The organism is Brenneria populi, from assembly GCF_036016195.1.
GTDB classification, from domain to species: domain Bacteria; phylum Pseudomonadota; class Gammaproteobacteria; order Enterobacterales; family Enterobacteriaceae; genus Brenneria; species Brenneria populi.
Genome location: NZ_JAYWTM010000007.1, coordinates 107,045 through 132,460, shown reverse-complemented (window position 1 = coordinate 132,460; position 25,416 = coordinate 107,045). Strand labels below are relative to the sequence as shown.

The following is a 25,416-nucleotide window of genomic DNA, read 5'->3' as shown; positions in this document are numbered from 1 at the left end:
TCGGATATTGTTCTGCCGCCATAGTAATCTCTTTTGGCCGAATAAAACCATCACCATCTGCCGCGCGCTTGCAAAGATGGGCCGCGCCAATAAAACGCCGCGCGCAGGCGGAAACATGCGCGAATGACGAGAAAGAAACCGGGGTTAACACGCCTGCCGGCATTACTTATTGAGGCGCAGTTCGGTAAGCGATGCGGCGATAGAGGCGAATGCCGCCGATAAATTATCCACGTTGGTGGCGTTGAAATAATAGCTGCCGGCGCCGCTGGAGCAGTTTTGCATCAGCGTTTGCGTGCTGGCGTTGGTGCCGCTGCCCAGCACCACCGTGTAGATGGTAATGCCTTTAGCTCGTATATTGGTGCATAACTCGGCGGTCAGTAGGTTAAGGGTGGGATTGCCATATTGCCAGTCCTCTCCCTGGCCATTTTGGGAACTTGCGAACAACGCACCATAGGGATTTAGCCGGGTATTTCTGTTATTCCGCTCCTCATCGCTTCCCACCCGCAACGAATTAAAATCCGAACGGTCGGCATATACATAGAAATGGGGAATAAAGTAGGCGGCGTTGTCGTCATTCAGATTACTGAAACTGCTTGTATAGCTATCAGCCCCGGTAAGCAGACTGCCAGAAACCGTCGCCTGATAGTTATATTTAACGGTATAGCTGCCGCTAATATTACGTTCGCCGTCAATCACTACGCCATTGGTGGCGCTTTTGCTTTCATTGGGATCCAGGCCATTATTACCGTCGGTCAGCAGCACAATAACTTTTTGCAAACCAAGCGCCGGATCGCGCGGTTTTTCCGCATCTCCCCAACCGTTATCGCCTTTCCAAGCGGGATCCAGCATACGCCACGCCCACAATAATCCCAATGGAATAACGGTGCCGCCGTCAATATCCATCGCTCCAATCTTTTGCGCCAGATTGCTCTCATCATTGCTCAGAAACGTCATCTCTCTGGATGCCAGACAGAAATCATAGCGGTTATTCATATTACTGGTGTATAGCCAATCAGGATTAAAGGCGAACTTCGGCACCATATCGCCACTACCGTTAAGCATGATCTGAATCGCTCGATCGCCTCTGATGGTGGGAGTCGGGGAAGACAGAATTTTGAATGACGTAATTCGTTTTACATCGATGCCATGGTCTGACGCATATTTTTCTTTCAGTTTATCGGTCGTGACCAGACCATTAGCTTCGCTCAACGTTCCAACCGTCATTAGCGGTTCAAAATCACCTGGTTTCCCAGGTTTAGCCTTAAAGGTACCATTTACATACGGCTCCACCACGCAGCCGCCCCAATATTTATCAGCGGCAATATAGGGAAGAGCCTGAGCGTCTGCCGATAGCCAGTGCTTTTTATCCTGACCGATATATACCGTATCGGCAAAAGGAACGATGCCGATATAGGATTTACTGTCGCCGCCATCTTTCTGCGCCGCCGCGCCCAGCACGGTATTAACCAGCGACGTCGCGGCGGTTTTCAGCTTGCCGATCCGGTTTTCATTACTCATCGAGCCGGTATTATCCAGCGCCAACACCATTTCCAAATCATTGCGGGTACGGCGCACCGCTTCATTGGTCGCCGCCAGGTTAAACGATGTTCGCTCAATCATTCCCGTCACCAGCAAGGGCAAGGTGCCAACGGCGGACATCTGGACCAGTTGCCCGCCGGTGGCGTTGCCTGAATCATCGGTTTCTTCGCTGTAGGTGATGGTTACCCGATCTTCCGTAACGGAACTGCCAAGAAAATTTCGCGGCATATTGCTGAAAAAGTAGCTGATGGCGTCGGCGCGCCAGCTAGCCTCATCCTCCGATCCCGCGACCGGCGTAAAGGTATCCAAATTGCGCCCGGCGGAAATCACCGCCGTATCCAGCGCATTCTGCAATTTACTTTGCGCCATGCTGTAGCGGATAAAATCGATGGATCCCAGCAGCGCCAGCAGGATCAGCGGAAAGCAGAGCAGATAGGTCAGGGCGACCGCGCCGCGCTGATCCCGTTGCAAGGTGAGTAAAAACCGCACTGGCTTTATCATGGCGCCCTTCCCTCCCGTCTTTACTTCAGATCGTCGCACAATGCGTTGAAACGCGGACGATAGAACACCTCGCTGACAATTCGCTTTTCGCCGCCCAGCGCCTGCCAGAAGGCCGAACTGATGATAAACGGGGTGTAGTCATAAAAAACCTCCACCGCGATCACCGTGTCCACCGTATTCTTACTGGCGGGAGCCGGGAAATCCGTCGATGGCGTAAGCTGTGAAACGATACTGTGGCTATTCGCGCTGCCTTTATACGTTCTTGACCAACAGTTCGGCGCATCGGTCCAGACAGGCGCGCCGTTCTCATCAGAGGAGACCTGATAGAGGCCGATCGCCATGCCCCCGTTGCGGCTATAGTCGAGCGGCGTCATCAGGTCGGAGGCGATGGTGTTATAGGTGCACACCGAGTTCGCCGACGTGCAGTCGGCGTTGTCATGCAGTTCACGCTGCATGGAGAGGCTGTTCGCCACCATAAACGCCGTGCGATCCACCACCGAGGCGGTCCTGAAATATTGATACAGCTCCCATGAGGCGATAATCACGAACACGCCGATAGGAATAATCAGCGCGGCCTCAACCGCCAGCACGCCGCGGCTGTCGCGCCGGAAGCGCCGTAATGTCGCAATACCTTGTCGCCAACAGCGGGAAAAAATCGTCATCGCGGCTATTCTCATCATTCATTCTGGATCAGAATCACCCGTTCGAAACGCACCTTGCTCAGCCCCAGCCAGGAGATAAACCCGGTCAGGCCGGGGCGATCGAACCCCAGACGATAGATCACCATATCGCCTCGCTCTCCGGTGTCGCACACCGGTTTATAGTTTTCGTCATCCACATCGGAAAAATCATTACTCTGCCCCGGCGTGTAGACCTGCGCATCGACGCGTATCTCTCCCGCGCTCGCCCATCCGCTCAGCGTTTGCGTCATCACTTCTCTCACCGCCGTATCGCACGTTTTTTCCGTGTCGAAGCCAATACGCCCCAGGCGCGCCACCCGATTGGCGGCGATATCCAGATGGGCGTCCGCCAGCATAATGAAGGCCACCTCAATGGCGATGAATATCACCGCAAACAGCAGCGGCGCCGCCAACGCGTACTCCAGCGCCGTGACGCCCCGCTGGCTGCGGCGTAATCGCCGCCCGCGCTTTCTCAGGCTACTCATCGCCACCCACGCCGGGTTGCCCCATGTTCTGGCGCAGGTAGTGATAAAACGCCAGATTATCCTGCACCATATCCTGCGACTGCGTGCTCATCAGGATATCTTCCGCCGCGTCGTCCCGCCCCAGCATGCCGTAAGCCAGCGCCAAGTTATCCCGTTCCTGCGGCAGCTTGCCGGAGATGCCGCTGGCTCCCAGTAACGTGTTGATCGCGTCGCGCGGTTTGCCGTCAAGCGCCAGCGACAGCCCTAAATTACTGCGCAGCGCGCTATCGTCGGGATAGATCTGCAACCCGCGCCGATAGGTGCTCTGCGCCAGGCGATGATCGCCGGACAGATCGTAGCTGACGCCCAATCCGGACAACGCCCGGGCATTATTGGGAAAACGCGTGAGGATTGACTGATAACGGGCGACGGCCTCCGACAGATGGCGCTGCCGCACCAGGATCCGGGCCGGCCCCAGCCAGGCATTAATATTTTCCGGCTCCAGATGCTGCGCCTTAACGTAGGCATTATTGGCCGCGCCGAACTCGCCCTGCAGAAAATGGGTATCGGCCAATCCCAACCACACGGCGACGACATCGGGATTGCTCTGCGCCAGGCGGCTATAAATAGACATCGCCATAGTGAAATCCCCGCTCTGCAATGCGCTGGAAGCGATGCGCAAATCGCCGGACTCCAGCTCAGACTGGCTCTGAACACGCCTATCGGGCCGCTGCGCGGAGGGGTGAAAAATCGAACACCCCGTCAGCAACGTCAATAAAACCAGCACCATTACCGTTCGGTATTTACCGTTCATCGGCATTTCCCTTCCGTTGTATTTTTCATTGTTGCTGCTGCGCAAAAAATGATATCAATCCCAATACCGCCGGCCCCGCCGCCACGATCAGCACCGTGGGCAGGATAAACAGCATCATCGGCAGCGTGATTTTGACCGCCAGCTTGGCGGCGCGCTCCTCCAGCCTCATCATTCTGGCGGTGCGCTCGGTGCGCGCCAGAATGCGCAACGCCTGGGTGATCGAGGTGCCGTATTGGCGAGACTGCAGCAGGGTGTTCACCAGCGTATTCATCGATTCCAACCCCGTGCGGCGCGCCAGACGTTTCAGTACAATTTCCGTATCATTACTGATCTGCAGCTCCCCCGAGGTTAAACGCAACTCATCCGCCAATGCCGGGCAGACGGCGTCCATCTCTTCCGCGACGCGATGAATGGCGCTGTTTAGCCCTAATCCGGCATTGGTGCAGATCACCAGGAGATCGAGCGCATCCGGCAAACCTTGCTGAATCCGGCGCTGGCGCCGCACCACCATCCTATCCAGCAGCACGCGCGGCAACAGCATGCCCAGGTAGACGGCCAGCAGGCAGAGCACGATGCCGTAAATACGCTGCCCCTCCAGCAACGGCCAGACAAATAGCCCCACCAGCGCCAATAACGCCACTATCGACAGCAGCGCCAGCGCGACGACGATCATCAGCGCCTGCGGACTGCGGTACCCGGCAGAGACCAGCTTCTCGGCAATTTCCGTCCGCTGAGCGACGCTGAACAGCGGCGCAAACTTGCCGATCGGCTGCAGCACGCGCAACAGCCGGCGAGCCAGACGGTTGCGCCCCGGCTGCTTTGGCGCCACCTGCTGGGCGCCTTTACGCTTTACCTCGCTGCGTACGCGTTCAGCCAGTCTGGCCCGTCGGCCGGTGCGGGCGTACAGATACAGCGCCGCGCCGATCGCCGCGCACAGCAGGGAAATCAGATGCAGCCACACCATTTCACACCTCCATGCCGGCAATTTTACGAATCGACAACACGCCCAGCGCCAGCATAATCCCGGCCCCCCACAGCAGCTTTTGTCCGGTCGGCGTCTCAAACAGCACGCCGATATAATCAGGACTGAGCACAAACAGCGCGCCGGCGATAAAAAAAGGCAGCGCGGTCAGAATCATGCCGGACAGACGCCCTTCGGCCGTCATGGCTTTGGTTTTCAGCCTCAGATCGCGCCGGGAGCGGATAATCCCGGATAAGTTATCCAGCGCTTCCACCAGCGAACCGCCGGTATCCCGCTGTAATGACAGGCAGACGGCGAAAAAAGCGAAATCGGGCAGCTCAATGCGCAGCACCGCATCGTCTACCACATCCTGAATATCGTTCCCCAGCAGCAGGCTATCCCCCATGCGGCGAAACTCCGGCCCGAGCGGCGCGTTGAAGTGCTCTCCGACATTGCGGATGGATTGCACCACCGGTATCCCGGCCTGGCTGGCGCGGGTAATCATATCCATCGCATCCGGCAGCTGATTGAGAAACCGCACCTGGAAGCGTTCCACCTGTTTACGGTAGAGGAAAATGGCGACCGCCAGCGGCGCCAGCAATAGCGATGCGGGAGCGCTCCACCATGTGATAGGGATAACGCCAAAGAGAAGCAGAAGAAAGGTGAACGCCAGCGTCGCCAGCACGGCGCCGGCCAGCACCCTGCCGCCCTGACGCCCGCCGACGGTATCGAGCCGGTTGAAATAGTAGCCTAGCGTTCCCATCGCCTTGCGCCGCCGATAGCGGCGGGCTTCGGCCTGCGCCCGCTCCAAATCCTGCAGAATTTTCTTGCGCGATACGTGGCGCGATACGCCGGTCACCTCTTTCAACCGCTGTCGGATACGGGCGCCGGCCCGGCGGCTCATCACATCCGTCAATATCATTGCCGCCAGCCCGAGCAGCAAAAAGCAGGCGAAACACGCGATCGTGACAATATCGGCCGGACTCATGGATGCATCGCCTCCAGGAGTGCGGTTTCCATACCGAAATAGCGGGCGCGCTCGGCGAAAATCGGCCGCATGCCGCTACTGTCGTACGTGCCTTTCACTTCATCGTCATAGGCGCCGGCATCATAGTTGAAACGGAACAGTTCCTGCATCACGATAACGTCGCCCTCCATGCCCGCCAGTTCGGTAATGCTGGTAATGCGCCGCGTGCCGTCGCGCATACGCTCGACCTGCACAATCATATGTACCGCGCTGGCAATCTGCCGGCGGATGGAATACAGCGGCAGATTGCCATTCGCCATCAACACCATGCTTTCCAGACGGATCAGGGCGTCGCGCGGATTGTTGGCGTGCAGCGTCGTCATCGACCCATCATGCCCGGTATTCATCGCCTGCAGCACATCCAGCGCTTCGGCGCCGCGGGTCTCCCCGAGGATGATGCGGTCGGGCCGCATACGCAAGGCGTTACGCACCAAATCGCCCTGCGTTATCTTGCCGCCCCCTTCCAGATTGGCCGGACGGGTTTCCAGCCGTAATACATGCGGCTGCTGCAGCTGTAATTCCGCCGCATCCTCAACGGTGATGATGCGTTCGGCAACGGAAATAAAGCGCGACAGCGCATTGAGCAGCGTGGTTTTTCCCGACCCGGTACCGCCGGAAATAAGAATATTAAGCCGGCTGGCGGCGGCGATTTCCAGCACGCGCGCCATCGCCGGGGATAGGCTGCCTTTCGCCGCCAGCCGCTGCAGCGTCAGGTTTTTGCGCGAGAACTTACGAATCGAGATCGACGCGCCGTCTATCGCCAGCGGCGGCAAAATCACGTTGACGCGGCTGCCGTCCGCCAAACGCGCATCCACCATCGGACTGCTTTCATCCACCCGCCGCCCCACCGATGAGGCGATACGCTGCGCGACGCTGACCACATGCGCGTTATCGCGAAACTTCAGCGGCGTGAGCTCCAGCTTGCCGAAACGTTCCACATAAATCTGATCCGGGCCGTTGACCATAATGTCGGAAATCGTATCGTCCTGTAGCAACGGCTCGATCGGACCGACGCCGAACATATCATTGAGGATCTCCTGCCCCATGAGCTTCTGTTCGGTTTGCGTCATCGCCATATTTTCCGCGACCACCGTTTCCGCGATTATCGTCTCCACGTCAAGCCTGACCTCATCGCGCGTACGCTGCAGCGCGCTGGAGACGTCTATCGTGGCGAAGACCGCCTGCCGTATCCGGGCATAGTGGACGGAGCGCACGACCGTATCTTCGCCGCTCGATAGGCGATAAGGCGCCGGCGCGCTCTCCTTGTTCGGCGCCGCTGGCGCTGCGTCGTGCGTTTGCGGGCCGGCGGGCCGGCGCTGCGCGACGTCAGGGGCGCCCTCCGCGCGTTTTTTGCCATATTCCCGCTCATCCTGCGCCGGCATGGCTTCATGCGGCGGCGATGCGTCGACAGGCGCTACCGGTTTACGGCCGAAACTCATGAAGACCTCTTCAGACTCAGCGACGACCACCATGCCGTTTTGGGCTTGCTCTGCGCTTCGCCGGTCAGAATACCGGCAAGCTGTTTTATTCCCTGGGCGAACTCACTACGTTCCGGCAGCGGCTCGGCCAGATTCTCCGCCAGCGCGAGGGATTGAGCGTCATAGCCGATCTGTACCGCGATCGGAAGATCCACCGCTTTAATGAAGTCGCCGCTATTGACCTTATTGCGATTCAGCGGCTGCGGCTGGTTTACGACGTTATACACCGTCGCCGGATTCGGATGGGCTTCGATATGGCGCGCCAGTCTGACCAGGGTCCTGGCCGAATAGACCGATTGTTCCGCGACGATACAGGCCAAACTGGCGTGGAAAAACGCCTCGGAGGCCAGCGCGCCGCCGCGCTGCGGGATATCCAGAACCACATAGTGAAAATGCTGGCTCAGCGTCGTCAGCAACTCCCCCAAAACGCCTTCCGCCGCTTCATAAGGCTCCATATAGTCCAGTTCGGCGCCCAGCGCGTAGAGCCGGTTATCCGCCGTACTTAGCGTACGCTCCAGATACTGGAGATCCAGGCGGTTGACATTCCCCATGATCTCCACCAGCGAGTTTCCCCCCGACAGCCCCAGCATACTGATGCCGCTGCCGCCATAGAAATCAAGATCGATATAAACCACGCGGCGGTGAGCCCCGCCGGCGGATAGCTGTCTGGCTAAATGCACCGCTACGCTGGTCGCGCCGACGCCGCCGCGCGTGCCGACGACGGCGATCGATTTTCCCAGCCGCCGCTGCCGCACCGGATTATGATCGCTCTCTTCCAGAACCCGGCGTAATAATTCGGCGCCCAGCGGCTTCACCAGGTAATCCTGTACCCCGCGCTGCAACAGATTGCGATAGAGCCCGATATCATTACGATCGCCCACGACATACACCTGAACCGAGGGCTCGCAGGCGTTGGCAAGCCGATCCAGCTCATCCAGCGGACCGCTGGATCCGGAAATATCCACCAATAGCCGCTGGGGAGAGCGCCCCATTTTCTTCAGCCAGGCGATGGCGTCGTCAATATTGCCGCGCTCCACCCGGCTGTCCGTCACCGTACTGGTTTTGAGAAAACGCGTCAGCTCATCTTTACTATCCGTATCCAGAACAAAAGCCGCAAAGCTCACGACGCGCAGTTCACTACGTTCTTTATCACCCAGTACACTCATATCCGTATCCGCCTCAATCGCTGGTTTCCGCCGTGGACTCGGTTTCCCGCAGGGGTTCGACTTTATTCTCGCGATAGCGGGTTACCGATAGCGCCGCCGCATCCGCCTGCATACCGCTATACGCCTGCGGCGCCGCCAGATCCTGCGGGCGGGCCAGACTCACCGCCAGATTGGTGTAAGTCGCGCACCCGAATGCGATGCGCCAACGATCGTTATCCCGCCAGTCGCGCTTAGGCTGCAGCATGCTGCGGCAATCAGGCGGAACGGCCACCCACTCCTTACCCCGCTGCTGCAGTTGAATGGAAGAAACATCAGGCATGCCGTCATCGTCCCGCTGCCATGAGCTGCAGCCGGTTAACACGCCTATCGCCCCGCAGATAAACAGTAAAACCCGATACCGACGCAGTCCGCTAAACACAACCATCATCACGCTCCCTTTGGTATGGACAAACATCCGCGACAGTGAACCTTCAATAAACGAATCCGGCCGCCCCCGTCAAACGGGGAACCTTGTTCTGTAAAGGGTCAACGCCGGTCTTCTTATTCACGATATATTCGATATCGGAATTGGCCCTCAGGCTATCCAACGGCGTCGCCAGCTGGTTGGCGGAGGTCGGGCGCACCAGATACGGCGTCACAATAACCACCAGTTCGCTTTTATTATTTTGATAATCGGAAGAGGAGAACAGTTTGCCCAATACCGGGATGGAGCCCAGGCCGGGAACCTTGGAGAGCACATCGCTGACGTTGTTCTGCAATAATCCGCCGATGGCGAAGCTCTGCCCGCTGGCCAGCTCCACCGTGGTTTCGACCCGCCGAACGGAGATGCCGGGGATGGTCAAGCCATCCATGGTGATGCTGCTATTGGTATCGATCTCGCTGATTTCAGGACGCACCTTGAGACTGATGCGATCGTCCGATAGCACCGTGGGGGTAAAATCGAGCGCTACGCCAAAGGGTTTGAATTCGACGGTGGTGGTATCCGACTCCTGTCGGACCGGCACGGGAAACTCCCCGCCCGCCAGGAAACTGGCGGTTTGGCCGGAAACCGCGGTCAGGTTAGGCTCGGCCAGAATACTGATCAGCCCTTCTTTATCCAGCGCGTCAATCATGGTTTCAACCGAGGTGCTGCCCGACTTGAATCCGCCGACGACGCCATAGTTATTCGACGCCCGGGTATAGGTCGTTACGCCGGTCGAGGCGTCGGTTGAGGCGAAATCCCGCAGTCCGCCCAACCCCAGCAGAAAGTTCCCCGGACTGGAGAGCACTTCCCAGTTCACGCCCAACTGCTGGGTAACCGAACGCGACACTTCGGTGACGCGTACCCGCAGATGCACCTGGACCGGACTGGCGATCGTCAATTGGTTGAGCAGCTCATCTTTTTCTCCCAGATAGGGACGAATGGTGCGGGCGATGGCTTCGACCGTTTCGGCGTTGGGCACCGCTCCCGCCACCATAATCGAGCCGGGCGACGACGTCAGCGTCAGACGCAGCTTCGGGAAACGCTGACGTAACGTCGTCTGCACCTCGGACAAGTTATGCCGCACCACAACCGTACGCTGCACCAGACGCTTACCGCTATTATCCAGAATGTACAGCGACGTGGTGCCGACCTGCTTGCCCAACACCAGCACCGCCCCCGGGGTGGGCGACTGCACGTCGGCGATGGCGGGATCGGCGACAAATACCGAGGCCATATTATCAGAGACGTTAATCAGTTCGCCCGCGCCAACAGCCAGCGTCATTGTCTGCTGCGCCTTGACGGACAGGCTTAATACCATGCCGGCCAGCGCCAGCGCCAACATATGCCATGAGATTCTAGCGAGCATAAGAGCCAAACTCCTGTTCCTGACGTTGACTGCCGCGCATAATGATCACCCGTTGTGATTTAGGCGGACTGATTTTCCCTTCCGAGTCTGATGTCTCATACTCTCTGGCGCCCAGCGCGCGGGAAACATCGCGTCCCCATACCGGACGGCTCTCACTGCCGCGCGCGCTGTCCCACGCCACCACCGAAGCCGTTGCGCCCTGCGCGTCATCCTGGGCGCCCGCATCCCGATCCGCCAGCGCGAAACTGCGCAGCGCCATAGAGAGGCTGCCTAACTGCGCCGCCACGGTAACGGCTTCCGCGGCGCGCGGCGCCACCTCGACGGTAACGGTCCTGGCGCGGTTGGCTTTGCCGCCCTCCTCCGTTTGGCGCTGGATACTGGAACCGACAGCGATAACCCGCACCCGCTCAACCACCGTTTCACTCACCACCTGCCGCGTATTGCCGCTATGGTTGTTTTCCTGCTGGTTCAGCCGTTGGGTCAGGATAATATCGACGAAATCCCCGGGCTGAATCAGCCCGGCATTGCCGGACACCTCATCCACCGGTATGGAAACGGCGCGCATCCCCGGCTTTAATGCCGCGGCCAAAAAGCCGGGCGTATCCGGTCGGATAACGTCGTCGGCCAGAATTAACGCCCCTGACGTCAACGGCTTGCGCACCAGCGCCCCGTTCAGATTGGCGGCGGTGCTGCCTTCGCGCAGCGCCCCTTTCGGCACGCTGTCGGCGGCATAGGCTTTCCAGCCTAAATCGCTCTCGCGCAGCAGTAGCCCGGCCGGCAACTCCGCGCCGGCGACGCGTACCTGCACCGGCTTTTCCGCCGGCGCGGCGGCGTTCTGGCTGCTAACGAACCACAGACGCGCGACCACGGCCAGCATGGCCGCCGCAAGGAGAATCAAGGCAAATTTCAAGACTGAAGACATCAACAGGCCACTCCCGGCTTGACGATCGGATTACTGAAAAAGCGACCCGTCGTTGGTGAACCCCGCGCTCGGACGGATAGAGGGTTAAGGCTGCATGCCCCAGCCCTGGCTGATTAACGCCGTTATCCCTCCGGCCACCAGCGCGACGCCATACGGCACCCCGCGCCGCGCCGACAGCAGATAGCCGGGCGACAGAGGCGGCTTTCCCGCAAGCGCGGCCGCCGGCGGCCGTCTCGCCGCCAGCCGATCCGCCAGCCATCCGCCGATGCCCAGCAGCGCGCCGACCAGACCGATCGCCATCAGTACGGCCGCGGCCGACTGCGGCCCCGCCCACAACATCACCGCCGTGCCCAATTTGACATCGCCGCCGCCGGCGCCGCCGCGCAGAAACGGCAGCAGCAGCAGCAGAAATGCGATAACGGCCGTTAACGCGTGCGCGACAAAGGCTCCCCAACTCCATCCCTGAATCCAGGCATAGAGAGGAAACAGCAGCGCGTAATAACCGACCCAGCGGTTAGGCAGACGCCGCCGGGTTAAATCGGCACGTATTAATAGCCCGAACAGGGCTATTAATAATGCGGAGAGCAATAGCTTTAAAAAAAGCATTAATCGTCATTTAGGTGTTGAAGCCGTTGCCGCACTGGAGATAGCATTGCCTGCATTAGTAAAAAGAGTATTAATATTTTCCTTAAACCCGGTTACCCCTGCAACCACCACCACCACAATCACACCGGCCAGAATGGCATATTCCAGGGCGGATACGCCGCGCTCATCCTTCTGTAATGCCTTAAACAGTTTACGTATCATTTTTCATTCCTTAAAAGTTAATATGAATTAAACAAACACCCGCACACAACCCACCCACACCGCTGCGGCGAATAATGCAACAGAGCGCCAGGTAAGATTATCGATTTATACTGATTGTTATATTGACCCACTCGCGAGCAATAAAAAGACAATCTTATATTACCCGCAAAAGATAGGACTAATCTTAATCTAGGTTATACGTTCAACTCAAGCAGTTTGAGTTAAGTTTTTATTAAAAATTGATAGGTATCACAGATATATGCAAGACAAAGCTCAACTTTTGTGCTATTAACGCAACAGTTTACGCCCCGGCGTTACATTAAAAATGGTTAAGTATTGAATAGGCGTCACGGTGATAATTAAAGTCAAAAAACACATGACTAAATTCACCTGTTGAGAAAGGCGTTTTTTAAAATCATATTGATAGGCAAATCTAATGATGAAAGCGGACATCGCTACCGAAAGGAATACATACGATATCCGGCAGGCATATTAATTTTAAATCAATACTATTTATTGCAATTACTGCATGATTAATGATTGCTTAAATCATGATAAATTTGCGTTTGGCTACACCCCATCGCCTTCGCCTGATACATGGCGGAGTCGGCGTTAATAGCCAACGTCAGAGAGTCCGTACCGTGCTCAGGGTAGAGAGCAATTCCGATGCTGCAGGAAATATCCATTTTCTTGCCTTCGATTTCAAAAGGTTCATTTAAGACATGATGGATCTTTTCGGCAACGTACAGGGCATTATCTACTTCTTTAATCCCTTGTAATAAAATAATAAATTCATCGCCGCTGCGCCGGTATACCGTATCGGAATCCCTGACGGCGCTGCGCATACGCGCCGCCGCTTCTTTTAATAATAGATCGCCGACGGCATGACCAAACGAGTCATTTATCTGTTTAAATTTATTAAGATCGAGAAACATTAAGGCAATTTTTCTGCCGGTTTGTTTCGACAACAAGATGGCCTGTTCCATCTGTTCGGCAAACGTTAAGCCATTCGCCAATGAAGTTAAGGAGTCATAATGCGCCAACTGGCGATAGTGTTCTTCACTGCGCCGCAGCATATCAATGGCGCGGTAGCGTTCTATGGCGATAGCGATTAATTGAGCCGACTTCTCAATGGAAAAAATTTCTTCATCATTAGGAACATACACTTTTCGATGATAAACGCTCAGTACGCCCAGTACTTCTTTATTTTGACCATAAATAGGCTCAGACCAGCATGAGCGCAACCCTGCGTATAGCGCCAGGCCTTTATGCACGGACCAGTCCGGATGAACGGAGATATCATCGGCTATCACGCGTTTTCCGCGGTAAGCGGCAGTCCCAAACGAAGCGATGCCATCGGCAATCTTGACGTTATGAATCGCATTCTTATAAAAACCGGGCAGGCTGGGCGCCGAAGCCAGGGTCAAACACTGTTTCTCTTTATCAACCAGCAGGACCGAGCAGACGATGCGGCCAGGGTTTTTCTCCTCCACGCTAAAGATAATGGCATCCAAAATATCTTTTAACGGCGCACCGCTCGATAGAAGCTCCAATGCCCGATTATAGGAGTTATCGTGGTGTTCCTGTATTTTTCTCTCCGTGATATCGAACTTAACGCCGACGTACTGCGTCGCATCATTCGTTTTATTATATATTTTTACAATCTTGGCTTTTTCCCAATACGGCTGTCCATCTTTACGGCGGTTAACAAATTCACCGCTCCAAATCTCCCCTTTATTTACGGTAGACCAGAGCTCCTCGTAAACGGAATCATTAGTCATGCCGGATCTTAATACATTCGTTTTCTTCCCGATAACCTCATCGGGCATATAGCCCGACATGGCAACGAACTGACGGTTTACGTATATGATATTACAATTTTCATCGGCGATGACAATAGAAGCCGGGCCATATTCCGTTGCGAAAAACACCATATTTAACAGTTCTTGTTTTTTCTGCTCAGCGTTCAATAGTTGTTTGTATTTTCTATTTCTTATAGCAGAAAGCAACAGCAGCGATGCTAATATAATTATTATAATTTCATATACCATAACGCTCTCCTCAGGCCTGAAAGATCCCGATCGTAGAGACCGCGGCACCGATGACGAAAAATCCCGGCAACAGCTCTTTTCCCCGTGTCTTTACAGGATAATCGGCACATTTCCGAAGAGCGGAAAAGATGAAAGAATAAGCTGGAAGATTCAGAAGCATGGAAATATCAACATAAAAACCCCGCATATCACTGTGTGCAAATCAAATAGGACGATAAATCCTAAAAGCGTCTTAATTTAATATTAGCAACGCTTGCGTTATAAGTTTCCCTAATAGAATATTAAATACTCCACATCTGGTACGGTGATACATTTTGACCATCAATCCCAGGTAAGCAAATCAATTATACCAATAAATATCATTGTTTTAATCAACAAAATCTATCATAAAGCAACTTTCGATCGTTGATAACAAATATTTATTTTTTTATACTTATAAATCAAATAGTTAAAATCATGGAAAAATCGATTGACGGATTATGGCGCACCGTCAGCATGGTCATCGATAGCCGTTAAAAATCCTTTATCACGTCATTAGCAAAGCCAACCGGCATGCAACGTAAGGCATGATGAGTATATAGATAGCCAAGATAATGGTTTGACGGCGAGCGCGATCGTTCAAAACTGATACGCATTAGACAAATTAATGTAATCATCAAAGATGAATAAAAAACAAATAAGAATAGATGCCATTGCAACCATATTATTAACGACTTATAAAGTATGGAGTGAATCTGATTTTTATTTAGAATTCCGTTTTCAGCGTTTCAAAGTTATCAAACGGCTGCGGACGAGAAAGATAATATCCCTGCGCGGCATCGGCATGAGAAGCTTTAACAATGGCCCACTCTTCCTGGGTTTCAATCCCTTCGATAACAACATAGTTACAAAAACGGGCAAGTAGGGAGATAAGCGCAGGAAACACTTCACGCCCTTCCCCGCTCTGCTGTAGCAGGATGAAAAGTTCGCGGGCGACCTTGATGCAGTCATATTGCGCCAGCATTAATGATGAAAAGTTCGCGACACCGCACCCGAAGTCATCCAACCATAGCGCCTGCACTTCGGGCAGTTTCGTTAGCGCCTCTTTTGGCAACCCCCCCTGATTTTCCACCATTTCAAAACGAATCCAGGGCATTGAAGAAATCAGACGCTTAGCTTCATGACTACTTTGCAAAGCAAGCAGCGTCATACCGTCAATATTGACGGATGCCAGCAGATCGTCACGGATAAAACGCTGGTGCCAATGCGACAAAAGCTGCAGCTGTTCTATAATAATCTGCAAACGCTCTTCGACATTGATGTTGGCAAAGTATTTTTCGGGAGAGATGAAATTTTGCGGCGGGGCGAGGGAAGAAACCGAGGTTAATAGCTCAATGGCCATAAGTTTACCTGATGTTCGGTAAATCGGCTGAAAGGTGTACCGCCGCTGGCATTGGTTCCAGTAATCATAGCCCAATAGCTCAGCCTCCCCCTGATGAGGAAGCAATATCCCAAACTGATTAACATTCCCTTCCTGCTGCACTATGCGTTCCGCCATTAGACTGACATTGTTAGTTATATACCCGTCATACTTCAAATTGCAGATGCGTTGGCTTTGTTACTCGCCCTATCCGTTGGCTGGCAGTGTCGTTGCCGACGAACTTTTCGCAGCAAGGCCGCGTTGCGAAACTCCTGAGCAAGCCTCGACCGTAAAGGGGCGACGCTTTGCGTCGCTCAAAACGATAACGTTTTATCCCCCCGCAACTCGCATTATTTAGAGTATAAAAACCACTTTATGCAGGTTATACCGTTATCGACTCTCCGGTCGCAAACTTTATCGGCGATACAGAAATCATGCCCAAACGACATTCGTAAATACCGGGGCGACATCATAATTAACTTAATTTGATTTCTAAATCAACAAATTAAAACTAAATAATCACAGTTACCTCAGTTGATTCGTTCAGTCTAAAGGATAAATTCAGAACCAATTTAACAAATAAAGAGCGATTTTACCCCGTAACTTCGCACATCAAGAACGGTTGCGCGTGTTTAAACGGCTGTCAGCGGGTATAATCTGCGCCCTGTTTGTAAGGTAGAAGATTATCATGGCGTTACTCATCACCCATAAGTGTATCAATTGTGATATGTGTGAACCGGAATGCCCAAACCAGGCTATATCAATGGGAATGGACATTTACGAAATCGATGCGGCCCGCTGCACGGAGTGTGTCGGACATTACGACACGCCGACCTGTCAGAAAGTGTGCCCGATCGACAATACCATCATCAAAGATCCCGAGCATCAGGAAGAGACTGAGCAACTGTGGGAAAAATATGTACTCATGCACCACGCAGACCAACTCTAAGTTAGCTTTCGATAATAACCGTCGCGCAGGCGTAACGCCGCTCATCAGCTAACGTAACGTGCACGTGTTTCACCCCCATAAGGGCAGCCAACTCGGAGGCTCTGGCGAAAAAACGCAGGCAGGGTTTACCCAGCTCATCGTTAAAAACCTCAAACTGCGTAAAGGCCAGCCCATTGCGAATACCGGTTCCCAAAGCCTTCGCCGCGGCCTCTTTTACGGCGAAACGCTTGGCAAGAAAGCGGACCGGCTGCTGGTGCCGCTGATATTGTCCCCACTCATTTTCCGTCAGGATACGGCGCGCCAGACGTTCGCCCGAGCGCTTCACCACCGATTCGATGCGGGCAATCTCGACAATATCCGTGCCGAGGCCGAGGATCGCCATTAACGACGCGCTTCCCGCATCAGCGCTTTCATTTCAGACACGGCGCCGCTCAATCCGCTCATCACCGCCCGCCCGATAATCGAGTGGCCGATATTCAGCTCATGCATCTCCGACAGCGCCGCGATAGGCTGCACGTTATGGTATGTCAGGCCGTGGCCCGCGTTCACTTTCAACCCTTTTTTCGTTGCATAGGCCGCGGCTTCGCGAATACGTTCAAACTCATATTGACGGGTCTGCTCATCAACGGCATCGGCATAGGCGCCGGTATGAATTTCAATATAAGGCGCGCCGCTCGCAACAGCCGCGTCGATTTGCTGCTTATCCGCATCGATAAACAGGGAAACCTGGATCCCCGCCTGACTCAATTTAGCCACGGCATGGTTCATTTTTTCCTGTTGACCGGCGACATCCAGTCCGCCCTCGGTGGTCACTTCCTGACGCTTTTCCGGCACCAGACAACAAAAATGGGGCTTTAGCTCACAGGCGATATTCACCATCTCTTCGGTTACGGCCATTTCCAGATTCATACGCGTTTGAATGGTTTGTCTCAGGAGACGGACGTCGCGGTCGGTAATATGCCGCCGGTCTTCGCGCAGGTGCACGGTGATCCCGTCCGCACCCGCTTGTTCGGCTAAAAACGCGGCCTGAACCGGATCGGGATAGGCGGTACCGCGGGCATTGCGAAGGGTTGCGATGTGATCGATATTAACGCCCAACAACAGCTCTGACATGGTGAATCCTCGATAAAATAGTGTGTAACATGAGGCAGTTTACACCGATGTTCTGGTTTCCGGGTACAGGAGAAGCGGGATTATTTATCAGAAGAGGGCGTTTGGGGTAAATTCAGCCTGGGTAAAAACTGGCGAAACAGTTCACGACTTTTCAGCGGCTTACCCCCGAGATAGGGCTTTAGCGCAATGCGCGTAAAACGCTTGGCCGCCCGCAACGTCGCCGAATCGGGAAACTCCCGTGACGCAAGCGCGCGCAGCTCATATCCGGTAAAGCTGCTGTTATCGACAACCAAACTGGCGATAAACCCCTTCTCTTCACGATAGCGGTAGGTCATGGTGTCAGCGACCGGCTCGCCGCTTCCCGCACAGTGCAGAAAATCCACGCCATACCCAAGACTTCCCAGCAAGGCCAGCTCGAAACGGCGCAGCGCCGGCTCGGGGGAAGCCTGCTGCGAAGCAAGCTGGCGCAAACAATCGAGATAATCGAAAAAGAGCGCGGAATAGTTGGTTTCATGCTCAAGAACGCGGATCAGCAGTTCATTTACGTATAAACCGCTATAGAGCATGACGCCGGAAAGGGGTAGGGCCAGAGAAACCGGCTCGGCATTGCGTAAGGTTTTGACTTCGCCCCGACCGCTCCAACGCGCCAACAGCGGGGTGAACGGCTGTAAACTGCCTTTCAGACTGGAGCGACGGGCCCGGGCGCCTTTAGCCAGAACGCGCACCCGACCGTCGTTTTCACTGAATAAATCCAGTAACAGACTGGTTTCGCTATAGGGTCGCCCATGTAAGACAAATGCGCGCTGCCAGCCCTCCATCGGCGCGACCCTTACCAGTCTTCACTGTAACCCAGGCTACGCAGAGCACGTTCGTCGTCCGCCCAACCCGATTTCACTTTTACCCATAATTCGAGGTGAACTTTGGCTTCAAACATCTGCTCCATGTCCTGACGCGCTTCGATACCGATGGTCTTAATCTTGGCGCCCTTGTTGCCGATCACCATTTTCTTCTGACCTTCGCGCTCGACGAGAATCAGTCCGTTGATATCATAACCACCGCGCTCATTGCTGACGAAGCGTTCAATCTCCACCGTCACGGAATAAGGCAGTTCCTCGCCTAAAAAGCGCATCAGCTTTTCGCGAATAATTTCCGAAGCCATAAAGCGCTGGGAGCGATCGGTAATATAGTCTTCCGGGAAATGATGTTCGGCCTGCGGCAGATGCTTACGCACGATACCGGCCACCGCATCGACATGCGTGCCCTTTTCCGCGGAAATCGGCACCACGTCCAGGAAGTTCATCTGCTGACTGAGAAATTGAATATGCGGCAGCAGCTTGGTTTTATCCGTTACGTTATCCACCTTATTGATAGCCAGCAGCACCGGACATTTCTGGTCGCGCAGCTTGTTCAGAACCATCTCATCGTCATCGGTCCAGTGCGTGCCTTCCACGACAAAGATAATCAGTTCGACATCGCCGATGGAACTGCTGGCGGCGCGATTCATCAGGCGATTGATGGCCCGCTTCTCTTCGATATGCAGCCCCGGGGTATCCACATAAATAGCCTGATAGGGCCCTTCCGTGTGAATCCCCATAATGCGGTGCCGCGTCGTTTGAGGTTTGCGCGACGTAATAGAGATTTTCTGCCCCAGCAGCTGATTCAGCAGCGTGGACTTCCCCACGTTAGGGCGGCCGACAATAGCGACAAAACCGCAGTATGTCTGTTCTTCGCTCATTCAAGCTCCAGTTTTTTCAACGCTTGTTCTGCCGCAGCCTGTTCAGCCTTGCGGCGGCTTGAGCCGGTGCCGACGACCGATTCACTAAAACCGCTCACCTGACAGTGAATGGTAAACTCCTGATCGTGCGCTTCACCGCGCACCTGAACGACCAGATAGGTTGGCAGCGGTAAGTGACGCCCCTGCAAAAACTCCTGCAGACGCGTTTTAGGATCTTTTTGCTTATCGCCAGGACTAATCTCATCCAGACGGCTTTGATACCAGTTCAGGATCAGGCGCTCAATGGTCTGAATATCGCTGTCGAGAAAGATGCCGCCGATCAACGCTTCTACCGTATCCGCCAGAATGGAATCGCGGCGAAAACCGCCGCTCTTCAACTCTCCCGGCCCCAAACGCAGGCATTCGCCCAACTCAAACTCGCGCGCGATCTCCGCCAACGTATTGCCACGCACCAGCGTAGCCCGCATCCGGCTCATATCCCCTTCGTCGACCTTGGGGAAACGGTGATATAGCGCGTTGGCGATGACAAAACTCAGAATGGAATCGCCCAGAAATTCAAGTCGTTCGTTGTGCTTACTGCTGGCGCTGCGGTGCGTCAGAGCTTGTAGCAAAAGTTCGTACTGCTGAAAAGTATAGCCCAGCTTTCTTTGTAAACGGTTTATTAGGATGGGATTCATGTGTTACCAATAGATCAACAATGCGTCAAAAACAACAGCACAGGGAACAGCCCTGACCGGCTAATATCAGCCAAAACTGTTTCGTTTGCATAGGCTCCCGACCGGGAGCCAACGTTCATATCTGGAAATATTCTACAACGGACAGCATAATAATGCTGCGTGTTTATTGCCACTGATTAATGGATGCCGCCGATTCGGCTTAACCGAACGCCGGTCGGCCATTCGCCTTCCTGTTTTTCAAAGCTCATCCAGATTGCCGTCGCTTTACCGACAAGATTTTTTTCCGGCACAAAACCCCAATAACGGCTATCCAGGCTATTATCGCGGTTATCGCCCATCATGAAATAGTGGCCCGCCGGAACCACCCAGGTCGCGAGCTGCTGCTGCGACTGCTGATAATATCCGCCGATTTGATCCTGCACGCCGGGCACAATTAAAATATTGTGCGTCACATTACCCAGCGACTCCTTGCGAATGCCCATACGCACGCCGTCGGCTTTATTCTCGCCTACCGGTATTTGATAAAAACCGCTGCGGGACTCCAGTTCAGGCTGATTAAATGTCTGGACGAAATCGCTGGGCTGAACGTTATTATAGGTAACGGCTAACGCTTTATCGCACGTTTGCGCGCCGTCGCAGCCCGGGCTAATCGTCACTTGTTTGCTCAGCGGATTATAGCTGACGCGATCGCCCGGCACGCCGACCACCCTCTTGATAAAGTCGACTTTGGGATCGGAGGGATATTTAAATACCGCAATATCGCCGCGTTTGGGGTGGCCCGTTTCAATTAAAGTCTGTTGCGTAAAGGGTTCTTTAATACCGTAGGCATACTTCTCCACCAGGATAAAGTCGCCGATCAGCAATGTCGGCATCATGGAGCCAGACGGAATCTGGAACGGTTCATAAATAAAAGAACGTACAATCAAAACCAGCGCGACGACGGGAAATACCGATGCAACCGTTTCAATCCATCCAGGCTGCGCGACGACTTTTGACGTTTCGCCGCCGCCGGTTCCTTCACCCGATGCTGCAAATTTCTTCCGACGCGCGGGCGCCCACATAAAGCGTTCCAAACACCAGACAATGCCGGTGATTAGCGTTACCAACGCTAAAATTACGGCAAACATATTGGCCATGCCAACTCCTCAGGATTTATTTGTTGTCTTTGCCAACGTGAAGAATAGCCAGGAAGGCTTCCTGCGGTAATTCAACGTTGCCCACCTGTTTCATACGTTTCTTACCGTCTTTCTGTTTCTGCAACAGCTTCTTCTTACGGCTGACATCGCCGCCATAGCATTTCGCCAGCACGTTTTTACGCAATTGTTTCACGGTTGAGCGGGCGATGATGTGGTTGCCGATCGCCGCCTGAATGGCGATATCAAATTGCTGGCGTGGAATAAGCTCTTTCATTTTCTCCACCAGCTCGCGGCCGCGATACTGCGAATTATCCCGGTGGGTAATCAGCGCCAGGGCATCCACGCGTTCGCCATTGATAAGGACATCTACGCGCACCATATCGGAAGCCTGGAAGCGCTTGAAGTTATAATCCAGCGAGGCGTAGCCGCGCGAGGTCGATTTCAGCCGGTCAAAGAAATCGAGCACCACTTCCGCCATCGGAATTTCGTAAGTCAGCGCGACCTGATTACCGTGATAAACCATGTTGGTCTGCACGCCGCGCTTTTCAATGCACAGCGTAATCACGTTGCCCAGATACTCCTGCGGCAACAGCATATGACATTCGGCGATAGGTTCGCGCAGCTCCTGAATATTGTTCAGCGGCGGCAGCTTCGACGGACTATCGACATAAACGATCTCTCCGCCGGTGGTTTCGATTTCATAAATAACCGTAGGCGCGGTGGTGATCAGATCCAGATCGTATTCACGCTCCAGCCGCTCCTGAATGATCTCCATGTGCAATAGCCCCAGGAAACCACAGCGGAAACCGAATCCCAACGCCGTCGAGCTTTCCGGCTCATAGAACAGAGACGCATCGTTCAAGCTCAGCTTGCCCAGCGCGTCGCGGAAGGCTTCATAATCATCGGAGCTAACGGGGAATAGCCCGGCATACACCTGCGGCTTAACTTTCTTGAATCCCGGCAGCGCCTTTTCCGCCGGCTGGCGCGCCGAAGTCAGCGTATCGCCGACCGGCGCCCCCAGAATATCTTTGATGGCGCAGACCAACCAACCCACTTCGCCGCAATTAAGCACGTCGCGGTCAACCTGCTTCGGCGTAAAAATGCCCAGACGGTCGGCGCTATAAACCTGGCCGGTGCTCATCACCTTAATTTTTTCACCTTTGCGCATCGAACCGTTTTTAATGCGCACCAGTGAAACGACCCCCAGATAGTTATCAAACCAGGAGTCGATAATCAGCGCCTGCAGCGGCTGGTCCGCACTGCCCTGCGGCGGCGGAACATCACGCACCAGGCGTTCCAGCACTTCGGGTACGCCGACGCCGGTCTTAGCCGAGCAGCGCACCGCGTCCGTGGCGTCGATGCCGACGATATCTTCGATCTCCTGAGCGACCCGATCCGGATCGGCGGCGGGCAGGTCGATTTTATTCAGCACCGGCACCACTTCCAAATCCATATCAAGCGCCGTGTAACAGTTCGCCAGCGTTTGGGCTTCGACCCCTTGTCCCGCATCAACCACCAGCAGTGCGCCTTCACAGGCGGCCAGTGAACGGGATACCTCATAAGAGAAGTCGACGTGTCCGGGCGTATCAATGAAGTTTAACTGGTAGGTTTGACCATCCAGCGCCTTGTAGTCCAAGGTTACGCTCTGCGCTTTAATCGTTATACCGCGTTCGCGTTCCAGATCCATGGAGTCCAGAACCTGCGCAGCCATTTCACGTTCGGTTAAACCGCCGCAAATCTGGATAATCCGGTCAGATAACGTCGACTTACCGTGATCGATGTGGGCAATGATGGAGAAATTTCGTATATGCTTCATTATAAAAATTTTTCTACCTTGATATTTCTGAAATTCTTGCCGATGGGCATGCGCATTAAGGTGAAAACAGCAGCGACGGGCTTCCACCTGAACCGCTGCATTCTACATGCCGAACGCCCGAAAACCTAGTCATGTCCGGCGTATTACTCCTGATTATGACGGTTTTACTCGGAATAGCGGGTAACGGAATGAAAGCAGGTATTAAATTGATGGCGACGCCTGAAAAAAGGCGGGAATTACTCGGCGACGGCGCTGATTTTCAACAATTCGCCGGGCAGCGCGATTTGCAAAATAACGGGCTGATAGCGCCCCTGTTTCCCCAGGCTCCCCGCCCAGCGCTTCACCGATAAAAAAGCCAGTCCGCCGCCCAGCAAAGCACCGAAAACGGCGGAAAACTCATTGGCGAAGAGAGACTGCAGCAGCGCGGCGCCGGCGAACAGCCCCACCAGCGGCACCAAATAAACCATCACGGCGGACTGCAGCAGACGCGCTTCGGCGATGCCGAGCTCAACCCGCTGCCCGGCTTGCAAAGGCTGCGCGCAGGGCACCCGCAGCTGATGTTCGGCAGGCGCGCCCAGTTGGTTCAACAGCCCGGTTCCGCACGTTGAGCGCGACTGACAGCCGCCGCACCCCGAACGCTGCTCACAGTGCAGGACGGCGACGCCGTCCTGCCATGAAATAACCGTCGCCCACTCTTTAATCATCGATCATCGCGCCTTCAGGATAATGTTGTCCGCCACACGCTTCGCCGTAGCCGGCGGAAGTTCGCCGACCACGGTGATCTCATTATTATCGCGAATTTCGGTATGTATCGTGCGTCTTCCGGTACGAACCGATTGTTCGGTCCGCGTTTCGGAAGAGGGACTGATATTGACGGAAAAACTAAACAGACCGTCGCTGTATAGCCGCGTTTCAATAGGAATATTGACGCCGGGCAGTGTCCTGCGGCTGTGGGATATTTCCTTCATTCCCGCAGGCAGCCACTCAGCCAACCAGGAAAAGTCGACGTTTGTTTGCGCGGGCGCCGGCAGCGACGGGGGCAGGTTTATGCTCTCCAGCGGGCGCATCGCCTTGGCGACGTCGTCATCCACGATTAGCGACGTCGCCAGGAACTGCTCCAGGCGCTCGCCGTTACGATCCTGCAAATCAACCCGCAGCGGCAGTTTAGACTCGGCGTCCATCCAAACCGCATAGCTATAACGCGTCGCATCCCTTGAAATGATCCTGACCCCGACGGCCAGACGGTCGGCGATGCGAACGCGCCCATCCGCAGGGATGACATCATAATGCTGCGCGATGCTTTGGTAATCGGCGTAGACCAGCGCGGGCAGTGAATCGACGATGTGGTCGCTCGACAGCGTGAAGGGTTCAAGATCTGAATCAAAATAGCTGATTTCATTGCCGCGCTGTACGATTTCACGCCGCGGTCCGTCCATAAAGACCAATTGCGCCAATGAGCGGTTGTTCACCACCGCATGGCGATAGCGCACCGACTCAAAGCCCTGACGGGTAATATTGATGAAGGAAAGTTCGTAATTTAATGCGCGACTGGCATGGTTCATTTGTTGCAACAACGCCCCGGAAGCGGTTTGCGCCGGGGCGACGATGGAATAAAACAAACTGCCGATCAGCAAACAGGCGGTTAACCAAACAGGCTTCATTACCGAGGCTGAGTTCCTAGTGATTGAGTTCCTGGAACCTGGATTGCAGCCTGCTGATCGTCGTGATGCTGAAGCTGATCGGCGTGCAAACGACGCTGCAGTTCGTAATCTTGCAAAATAGCGTTGAGGCGATTGCGCTGCGCGTCGAATTTTTGCTGGCCGTTATGGGAAGCCACGCTTTCCGACGGCACGCCGAAGCTGACCGGAGAGGCGGTTCCCATCGCCGGCAGCGTACTGAACGCGGCGGATTCCGCCGTGCCATCCGCGGATCCGGCATGGTTATAGTTTTGCACGCCGACGATAACGGCCAACGATACGCAGGCGGCGACGCCCACCTGAGTCAACTGACTGGCCCACGGGCGCAGCTTGCGCCAGAACGGCATCCGAGACCAGCTCTCAGGGTGCGGCTGAGACTCCGGTTGCGCTTGCGGAACCAGACGAACAGGCTCTTTTTCAATCGCGGCAGCCACGCGGGAGGCGATATCCAGGTGAACGACATTTTCGCCTTCACCGATATCCCCACGCAATGTATCGCGGATTAGATGATAACTTTGCCAACTTTGCTGCAGCTTGCCGTCCTGCGACAAGGCATTCAGCAGTTCGGAATCAACTGCCTCGCCATCCATTAAAGCGGAAAGTTTCTCTTTCTGCATACCGACACCCTTACTTTGTCAAATCCATCATTAGTCAT

Annotated in this window: 26 protein-coding genes; 1 reads left to right on the top strand and 25 read right to left on the bottom strand. The window is 54.6% G+C overall.

Annotation, left to right across the window (positions count from 1 at the left end; genetic code table 11):
* Positions 1 to 162: 162 nt before the first annotated feature.
* The 15 genes from VSX58_RS10560 to pdeH form a co-directional block, all read right to left on the bottom strand.
* On the bottom strand, positions 163 to 2,040 hold the full coding sequence (locus tag VSX58_RS10560; protein WP_327618019.1) for a TadE/TadG family type IV pilus assembly protein: 1,878 nt from the start codon (positions 2,038 to 2,040) through the stop codon (positions 163 to 165).
* Between the two features lie 20 nt (positions 2,041 to 2,060).
* Entirely contained in the window at positions 2,061 to 2,720 is a 660-nt protein-coding gene (locus tag VSX58_RS10555) for a TadE/TadG family type IV pilus assembly protein (protein ID WP_327618018.1), read from the bottom strand.
* Positions 2,717 to 3,205, bottom strand: coding sequence for a TadE/TadG family type IV pilus assembly protein (locus VSX58_RS10550; protein ID WP_327618017.1), 489 nt, complete (start codon positions 3,203 to 3,205; stop codon positions 2,717 to 2,719). The genes VSX58_RS10555 and VSX58_RS10550 overlap by 4 nt, the downstream gene beginning before the upstream one ends.
* Positions 3,198 to 3,998 carry a tetratricopeptide repeat protein gene (locus VSX58_RS10545; RefSeq protein ID WP_327618016.1) on the bottom strand — a complete coding sequence of 267 codons (801 nt, stop codon included), beginning with the start codon at positions 3,996 to 3,998 and terminating at the stop codon, positions 3,198 to 3,200. Before VSX58_RS10545 ends, VSX58_RS10550 begins: the two co-directional genes overlap by 8 nt.
* 25 nt (positions 3,999 to 4,023) lie before the next feature.
* Positions 4,024 to 4,962 carry a type II secretion system F family protein gene (locus VSX58_RS10540; RefSeq protein ID WP_327613610.1) on the bottom strand — a complete coding sequence of 313 codons (939 nt, stop codon included), beginning with the start codon at positions 4,960 to 4,962 and terminating at the stop codon, positions 4,024 to 4,026.
* A 1-nt stretch (position 4,963) separates the two neighbouring features.
* Complete coding sequence (locus VSX58_RS10535) at positions 4,964 to 5,947, bottom strand: type II secretion system F family protein (RefSeq protein WP_327618015.1); 984 nt, start codon at positions 5,945 to 5,947, stop codon at positions 4,964 to 4,966.
* Complete coding sequence (locus VSX58_RS10530; RefSeq protein ID WP_327618014.1) at positions 5,944 to 7,425, bottom strand: CpaF family protein; 1,482 nt, start codon at positions 7,423 to 7,425, stop codon at positions 5,944 to 5,946. Before VSX58_RS10530 ends, VSX58_RS10535 begins: the two co-directional genes overlap by 4 nt.
* Positions 7,422 to 8,630, bottom strand: a complete 1,209-nt coding sequence (locus VSX58_RS10525) for an AAA family ATPase (protein ID WP_327618013.1) — start codon at positions 8,628 to 8,630, stop codon at positions 7,422 to 7,424. Before VSX58_RS10525 ends, VSX58_RS10530 begins: the two co-directional genes overlap by 4 nt.
* A gap of 13 nt (positions 8,631 to 8,643) precedes the next feature.
* Entirely contained in the window at positions 8,644 to 9,057 is a 414-nt protein-coding gene (locus tag VSX58_RS10520) for a CpaD family pilus assembly lipoprotein (RefSeq protein WP_327618012.1), read from the bottom strand.
* Positions 9,058 to 9,100: 43 nt separating this feature from the next.
* Positions 9,101 to 10,459: a type II and III secretion system protein family protein gene (locus VSX58_RS10515; protein WP_327618011.1), complete on the bottom strand. Its 1,359-nt coding sequence runs from the start codon at positions 10,457 to 10,459 to the stop codon at positions 9,101 to 9,103.
* Positions 10,449 to 11,381 (bottom strand): Flp pilus assembly protein CpaB, encoded by a 933-nt coding sequence (cpaB, locus tag VSX58_RS10510; RefSeq protein ID WP_327618010.1) that lies wholly within the window; start codon positions 11,379 to 11,381, stop codon positions 10,449 to 10,451. Before cpaB ends, VSX58_RS10515 begins: the two co-directional genes overlap by 11 nt.
* Positions 11,382 to 11,465: 84 nt before the next feature.
* Entirely contained in the window at positions 11,466 to 11,987 is a 522-nt protein-coding gene (locus VSX58_RS10505; protein ID WP_327618009.1) for an A24 family peptidase, read from the bottom strand.
* A 6-nt stretch (positions 11,988 to 11,993) separates the two neighbouring features.
* Entirely contained in the window at positions 11,994 to 12,188 is a 195-nt protein-coding gene (locus VSX58_RS10500) for a Flp family type IVb pilin (RefSeq protein WP_327618008.1), read from the bottom strand.
* Between the two features lie 533 nt (positions 12,189 to 12,721).
* Positions 12,722 to 14,239 (bottom strand): sensor domain-containing protein, encoded by a 1,518-nt coding sequence (locus tag VSX58_RS10495; RefSeq protein WP_327618007.1) that lies wholly within the window; start codon positions 14,237 to 14,239, stop codon positions 12,722 to 12,724.
* A 745-nt stretch (positions 14,240 to 14,984) separates the two neighbouring features.
* Positions 14,985 to 15,776: a cyclic-guanylate-specific phosphodiesterase gene (pdeH, locus tag VSX58_RS10490; protein ID WP_327618215.1), complete on the bottom strand. Its 792-nt coding sequence runs from the start codon at positions 15,774 to 15,776 to the stop codon at positions 14,985 to 14,987.
* Between the two features lie 550 nt (positions 15,777 to 16,326).
* Between pdeH and VSX58_RS10485 the strand changes: the two genes are divergently transcribed.
* Positions 16,327 to 16,587, top strand: a complete 261-nt coding sequence (locus VSX58_RS10485; RefSeq protein ID WP_327613620.1) for a YfhL family 4Fe-4S dicluster ferredoxin — start codon at positions 16,327 to 16,329, stop codon at positions 16,585 to 16,587.
* Between the two features lies 1 nt (position 16,588).
* On the opposite strand, the gene acpS is transcribed toward VSX58_RS10485, so the two are convergent.
* From acpS to rseA, 10 genes are all read right to left on the bottom strand, one after another.
* Positions 16,589 to 16,969, bottom strand: coding sequence for a holo-ACP synthase (acpS, locus tag VSX58_RS10480; protein WP_327618006.1), 381 nt, complete (start codon positions 16,967 to 16,969; stop codon positions 16,589 to 16,591).
* The gene (gene pdxJ / locus VSX58_RS10475) at positions 16,969 to 17,700 is read right to left on the bottom strand and encodes a pyridoxine 5'-phosphate synthase (protein ID WP_327618005.1); all 732 of its coding nucleotides are present in this window, start codon (positions 17,698 to 17,700) and stop codon (positions 16,969 to 16,971) included. The genes acpS and pdxJ overlap by 1 nt, the downstream gene beginning before the upstream one ends.
* A gap of 80 nt (positions 17,701 to 17,780) precedes the next feature.
* Positions 17,781 to 18,518, bottom strand: coding sequence for a DNA repair protein RecO (gene recO / locus VSX58_RS10470; protein WP_327618004.1), 738 nt, complete (start codon positions 18,516 to 18,518; stop codon positions 17,781 to 17,783).
* A gap of 11 nt (positions 18,519 to 18,529) precedes the next feature.
* Positions 18,530 to 19,435, bottom strand: a complete 906-nt coding sequence (gene era, locus VSX58_RS10465) for a GTPase Era (protein WP_327613624.1) — start codon at positions 19,433 to 19,435, stop codon at positions 18,530 to 18,532.
* Positions 19,432 to 20,112, bottom strand: coding sequence for a ribonuclease III (gene rnc / locus VSX58_RS10460; RefSeq protein ID WP_319604311.1), 681 nt, complete (start codon positions 20,110 to 20,112; stop codon positions 19,432 to 19,434). Before rnc ends, era begins: the two co-directional genes overlap by 4 nt.
* Before the next feature lie 176 nt (positions 20,113 to 20,288).
* Positions 20,289 to 21,248: a signal peptidase I gene (gene lepB, locus VSX58_RS10455; protein ID WP_327618003.1), complete on the bottom strand. Its 960-nt coding sequence runs from the start codon at positions 21,246 to 21,248 to the stop codon at positions 20,289 to 20,291.
* A gap of 16 nt (positions 21,249 to 21,264) precedes the next feature.
* On the bottom strand, positions 21,265 to 23,064 hold the full coding sequence (lepA, locus tag VSX58_RS10450; RefSeq protein WP_327618002.1) for a translation elongation factor 4: 1,800 nt from the start codon (positions 23,062 to 23,064) through the stop codon (positions 21,265 to 21,267).
* 236 nt (positions 23,065 to 23,300) lie between these two features.
* A complete protein-coding gene (gene rseC, locus VSX58_RS10445; protein WP_327618001.1) occupies positions 23,301 to 23,768 on the bottom strand; it encodes a SoxR-reducing system protein RseC in 468 nt (155 codons plus the stop codon).
* Positions 23,769 to 23,771: 3 nt separating this feature from the next.
* Complete coding sequence (rseB, locus tag VSX58_RS10440) at positions 23,772 to 24,725, bottom strand: sigma-E factor regulatory protein RseB (protein WP_327618000.1); 954 nt, start codon at positions 24,723 to 24,725, stop codon at positions 23,772 to 23,774.
* Positions 24,725 to 25,378, bottom strand: coding sequence for an anti-sigma-E factor RseA (gene rseA / locus VSX58_RS10435; protein ID WP_327617999.1), 654 nt, complete (start codon positions 25,376 to 25,378; stop codon positions 24,725 to 24,727). The genes rseB and rseA overlap by 1 nt, the downstream gene beginning before the upstream one ends.
* Positions 25,379 to 25,416: the final 38 nt, after the last annotated feature.

What these genes read in the sequence shown, in the direction of transcription:
- VSX58_RS10495 (WP_327618007.1), bottom strand. Translation starts at nt 14,239, where the DNA reads ATGGTATATGAAATTATAATAATTATATTAGCATCGCTGCTGTTGCTT.
- VSX58_RS10515 (WP_327618011.1), bottom strand. Translation starts at nt 10,459, where the DNA reads ATGCTCGCTAGAATCTCATGGCATATGTTGGCGCTGGCGCTGGCCGGC.
- VSX58_RS10505 (WP_327618009.1), bottom strand. Translation starts at nt 11,987, where the DNA reads ATGCTTTTTTTAAAGCTATTGCTCTCCGCATTATTAATAGCCCTGTTC.
- rseB (WP_327618000.1), bottom strand. Translation starts at nt 24,725, where the DNA reads ATGAAGCCTGTTTGGTTAACCGCCTGTTTGCTGATCGGCAGTTTGTTT.
- VSX58_RS10540 (WP_327613610.1), bottom strand. Translation starts at nt 4,962, where the DNA reads ATGGTGTGGCTGCATCTGATTTCCCTGCTGTGCGCGGCGATCGGCGCG.
- VSX58_RS10500 (WP_327618008.1), bottom strand. Translation starts at nt 12,188, where the DNA reads ATGATACGTAAACTGTTTAAGGCATTACAGAAGGATGAGCGCGGCGTA.
- VSX58_RS10550 (WP_327618017.1), bottom strand. Translation starts at nt 3,205, where the DNA reads ATGAGTAGCCTGAGAAAGCGCGGGCGGCGATTACGCCGCAGCCAGCGG.
- rnc (WP_319604311.1), bottom strand. Translation starts at nt 20,112, where the DNA reads ATGAATCCCATCCTAATAAACCGTTTACAAAGAAAGCTGGGCTATACT.
- lepB (WP_327618003.1), bottom strand. Translation starts at nt 21,248, where the DNA reads ATGGCCAATATGTTTGCCGTAATTTTAGCGTTGGTAACGCTAATCACC.
- cpaB (WP_327618010.1), bottom strand. Translation starts at nt 11,381, where the DNA reads ATGTCTTCAGTCTTGAAATTTGCCTTGATTCTCCTTGCGGCGGCCATG.
- VSX58_RS10485 (WP_327613620.1), top strand. Translation starts at nt 16,327, where the DNA reads ATGGCGTTACTCATCACCCATAAGTGTATCAATTGTGATATGTGTGAA.
- rseA (WP_327617999.1), bottom strand. Translation starts at nt 25,378, where the DNA reads ATGCAGAAAGAGAAACTTTCCGCTTTAATGGATGGCGAGGCAGTTGAT.
- VSX58_RS10555 (WP_327618018.1), bottom strand. Translation starts at nt 2,720, where the DNA reads ATGATGAGAATAGCCGCGATGACGATTTTTTCCCGCTGTTGGCGACAA.
- pdeH (WP_327618215.1), bottom strand. Translation starts at nt 15,776, where the DNA reads ATGGCGGAACGCATAGTGCAGCAGGAAGGGAATGTTAATCAGTTTGGG.
- VSX58_RS10520 (WP_327618012.1), bottom strand. Translation starts at nt 9,057, where the DNA reads ATGATGGTTGTGTTTAGCGGACTGCGTCGGTATCGGGTTTTACTGTTT.
- VSX58_RS10525 (WP_327618013.1), bottom strand. Translation starts at nt 8,630, where the DNA reads ATGAGTGTACTGGGTGATAAAGAACGTAGTGAACTGCGCGTCGTGAGC.
- era (WP_327613624.1), bottom strand. Translation starts at nt 19,435, where the DNA reads ATGAGCGAAGAACAGACATACTGCGGTTTTGTCGCTATTGTCGGCCGC.
- VSX58_RS10545 (WP_327618016.1), bottom strand. Translation starts at nt 3,998, where the DNA reads ATGAACGGTAAATACCGAACGGTAATGGTGCTGGTTTTATTGACGTTG.
- lepA (WP_327618002.1), bottom strand. Translation starts at nt 23,064, where the DNA reads ATGAAGCATATACGAAATTTCTCCATCATTGCCCACATCGATCACGGT.
- pdxJ (WP_327618005.1), bottom strand. Translation starts at nt 17,700, where the DNA reads ATGTCAGAGCTGTTGTTGGGCGTTAATATCGATCACATCGCAACCCTT.
- recO (WP_327618004.1), bottom strand. Translation starts at nt 18,518, where the DNA reads ATGGAGGGCTGGCAGCGCGCATTTGTCTTACATGGGCGACCCTATAGC.
- VSX58_RS10530 (WP_327618014.1), bottom strand. Translation starts at nt 7,425, where the DNA reads ATGAGTTTCGGCCGTAAACCGGTAGCGCCTGTCGACGCATCGCCGCCG.
- rseC (WP_327618001.1), bottom strand. Translation starts at nt 23,768, where the DNA reads ATGATTAAAGAGTGGGCGACGGTTATTTCATGGCAGGACGGCGTCGCC.
- VSX58_RS10535 (WP_327618015.1), bottom strand. Translation starts at nt 5,947, where the DNA reads ATGAGTCCGGCCGATATTGTCACGATCGCGTGTTTCGCCTGCTTTTTG.
- acpS (WP_327618006.1), bottom strand. Translation starts at nt 16,969, where the DNA reads ATGGCGATCCTCGGCCTCGGCACGGATATTGTCGAGATTGCCCGCATC.
- VSX58_RS10560 (WP_327618019.1), bottom strand. Translation starts at nt 2,040, where the DNA reads ATGATAAAGCCAGTGCGGTTTTTACTCACCTTGCAACGGGATCAGCGC.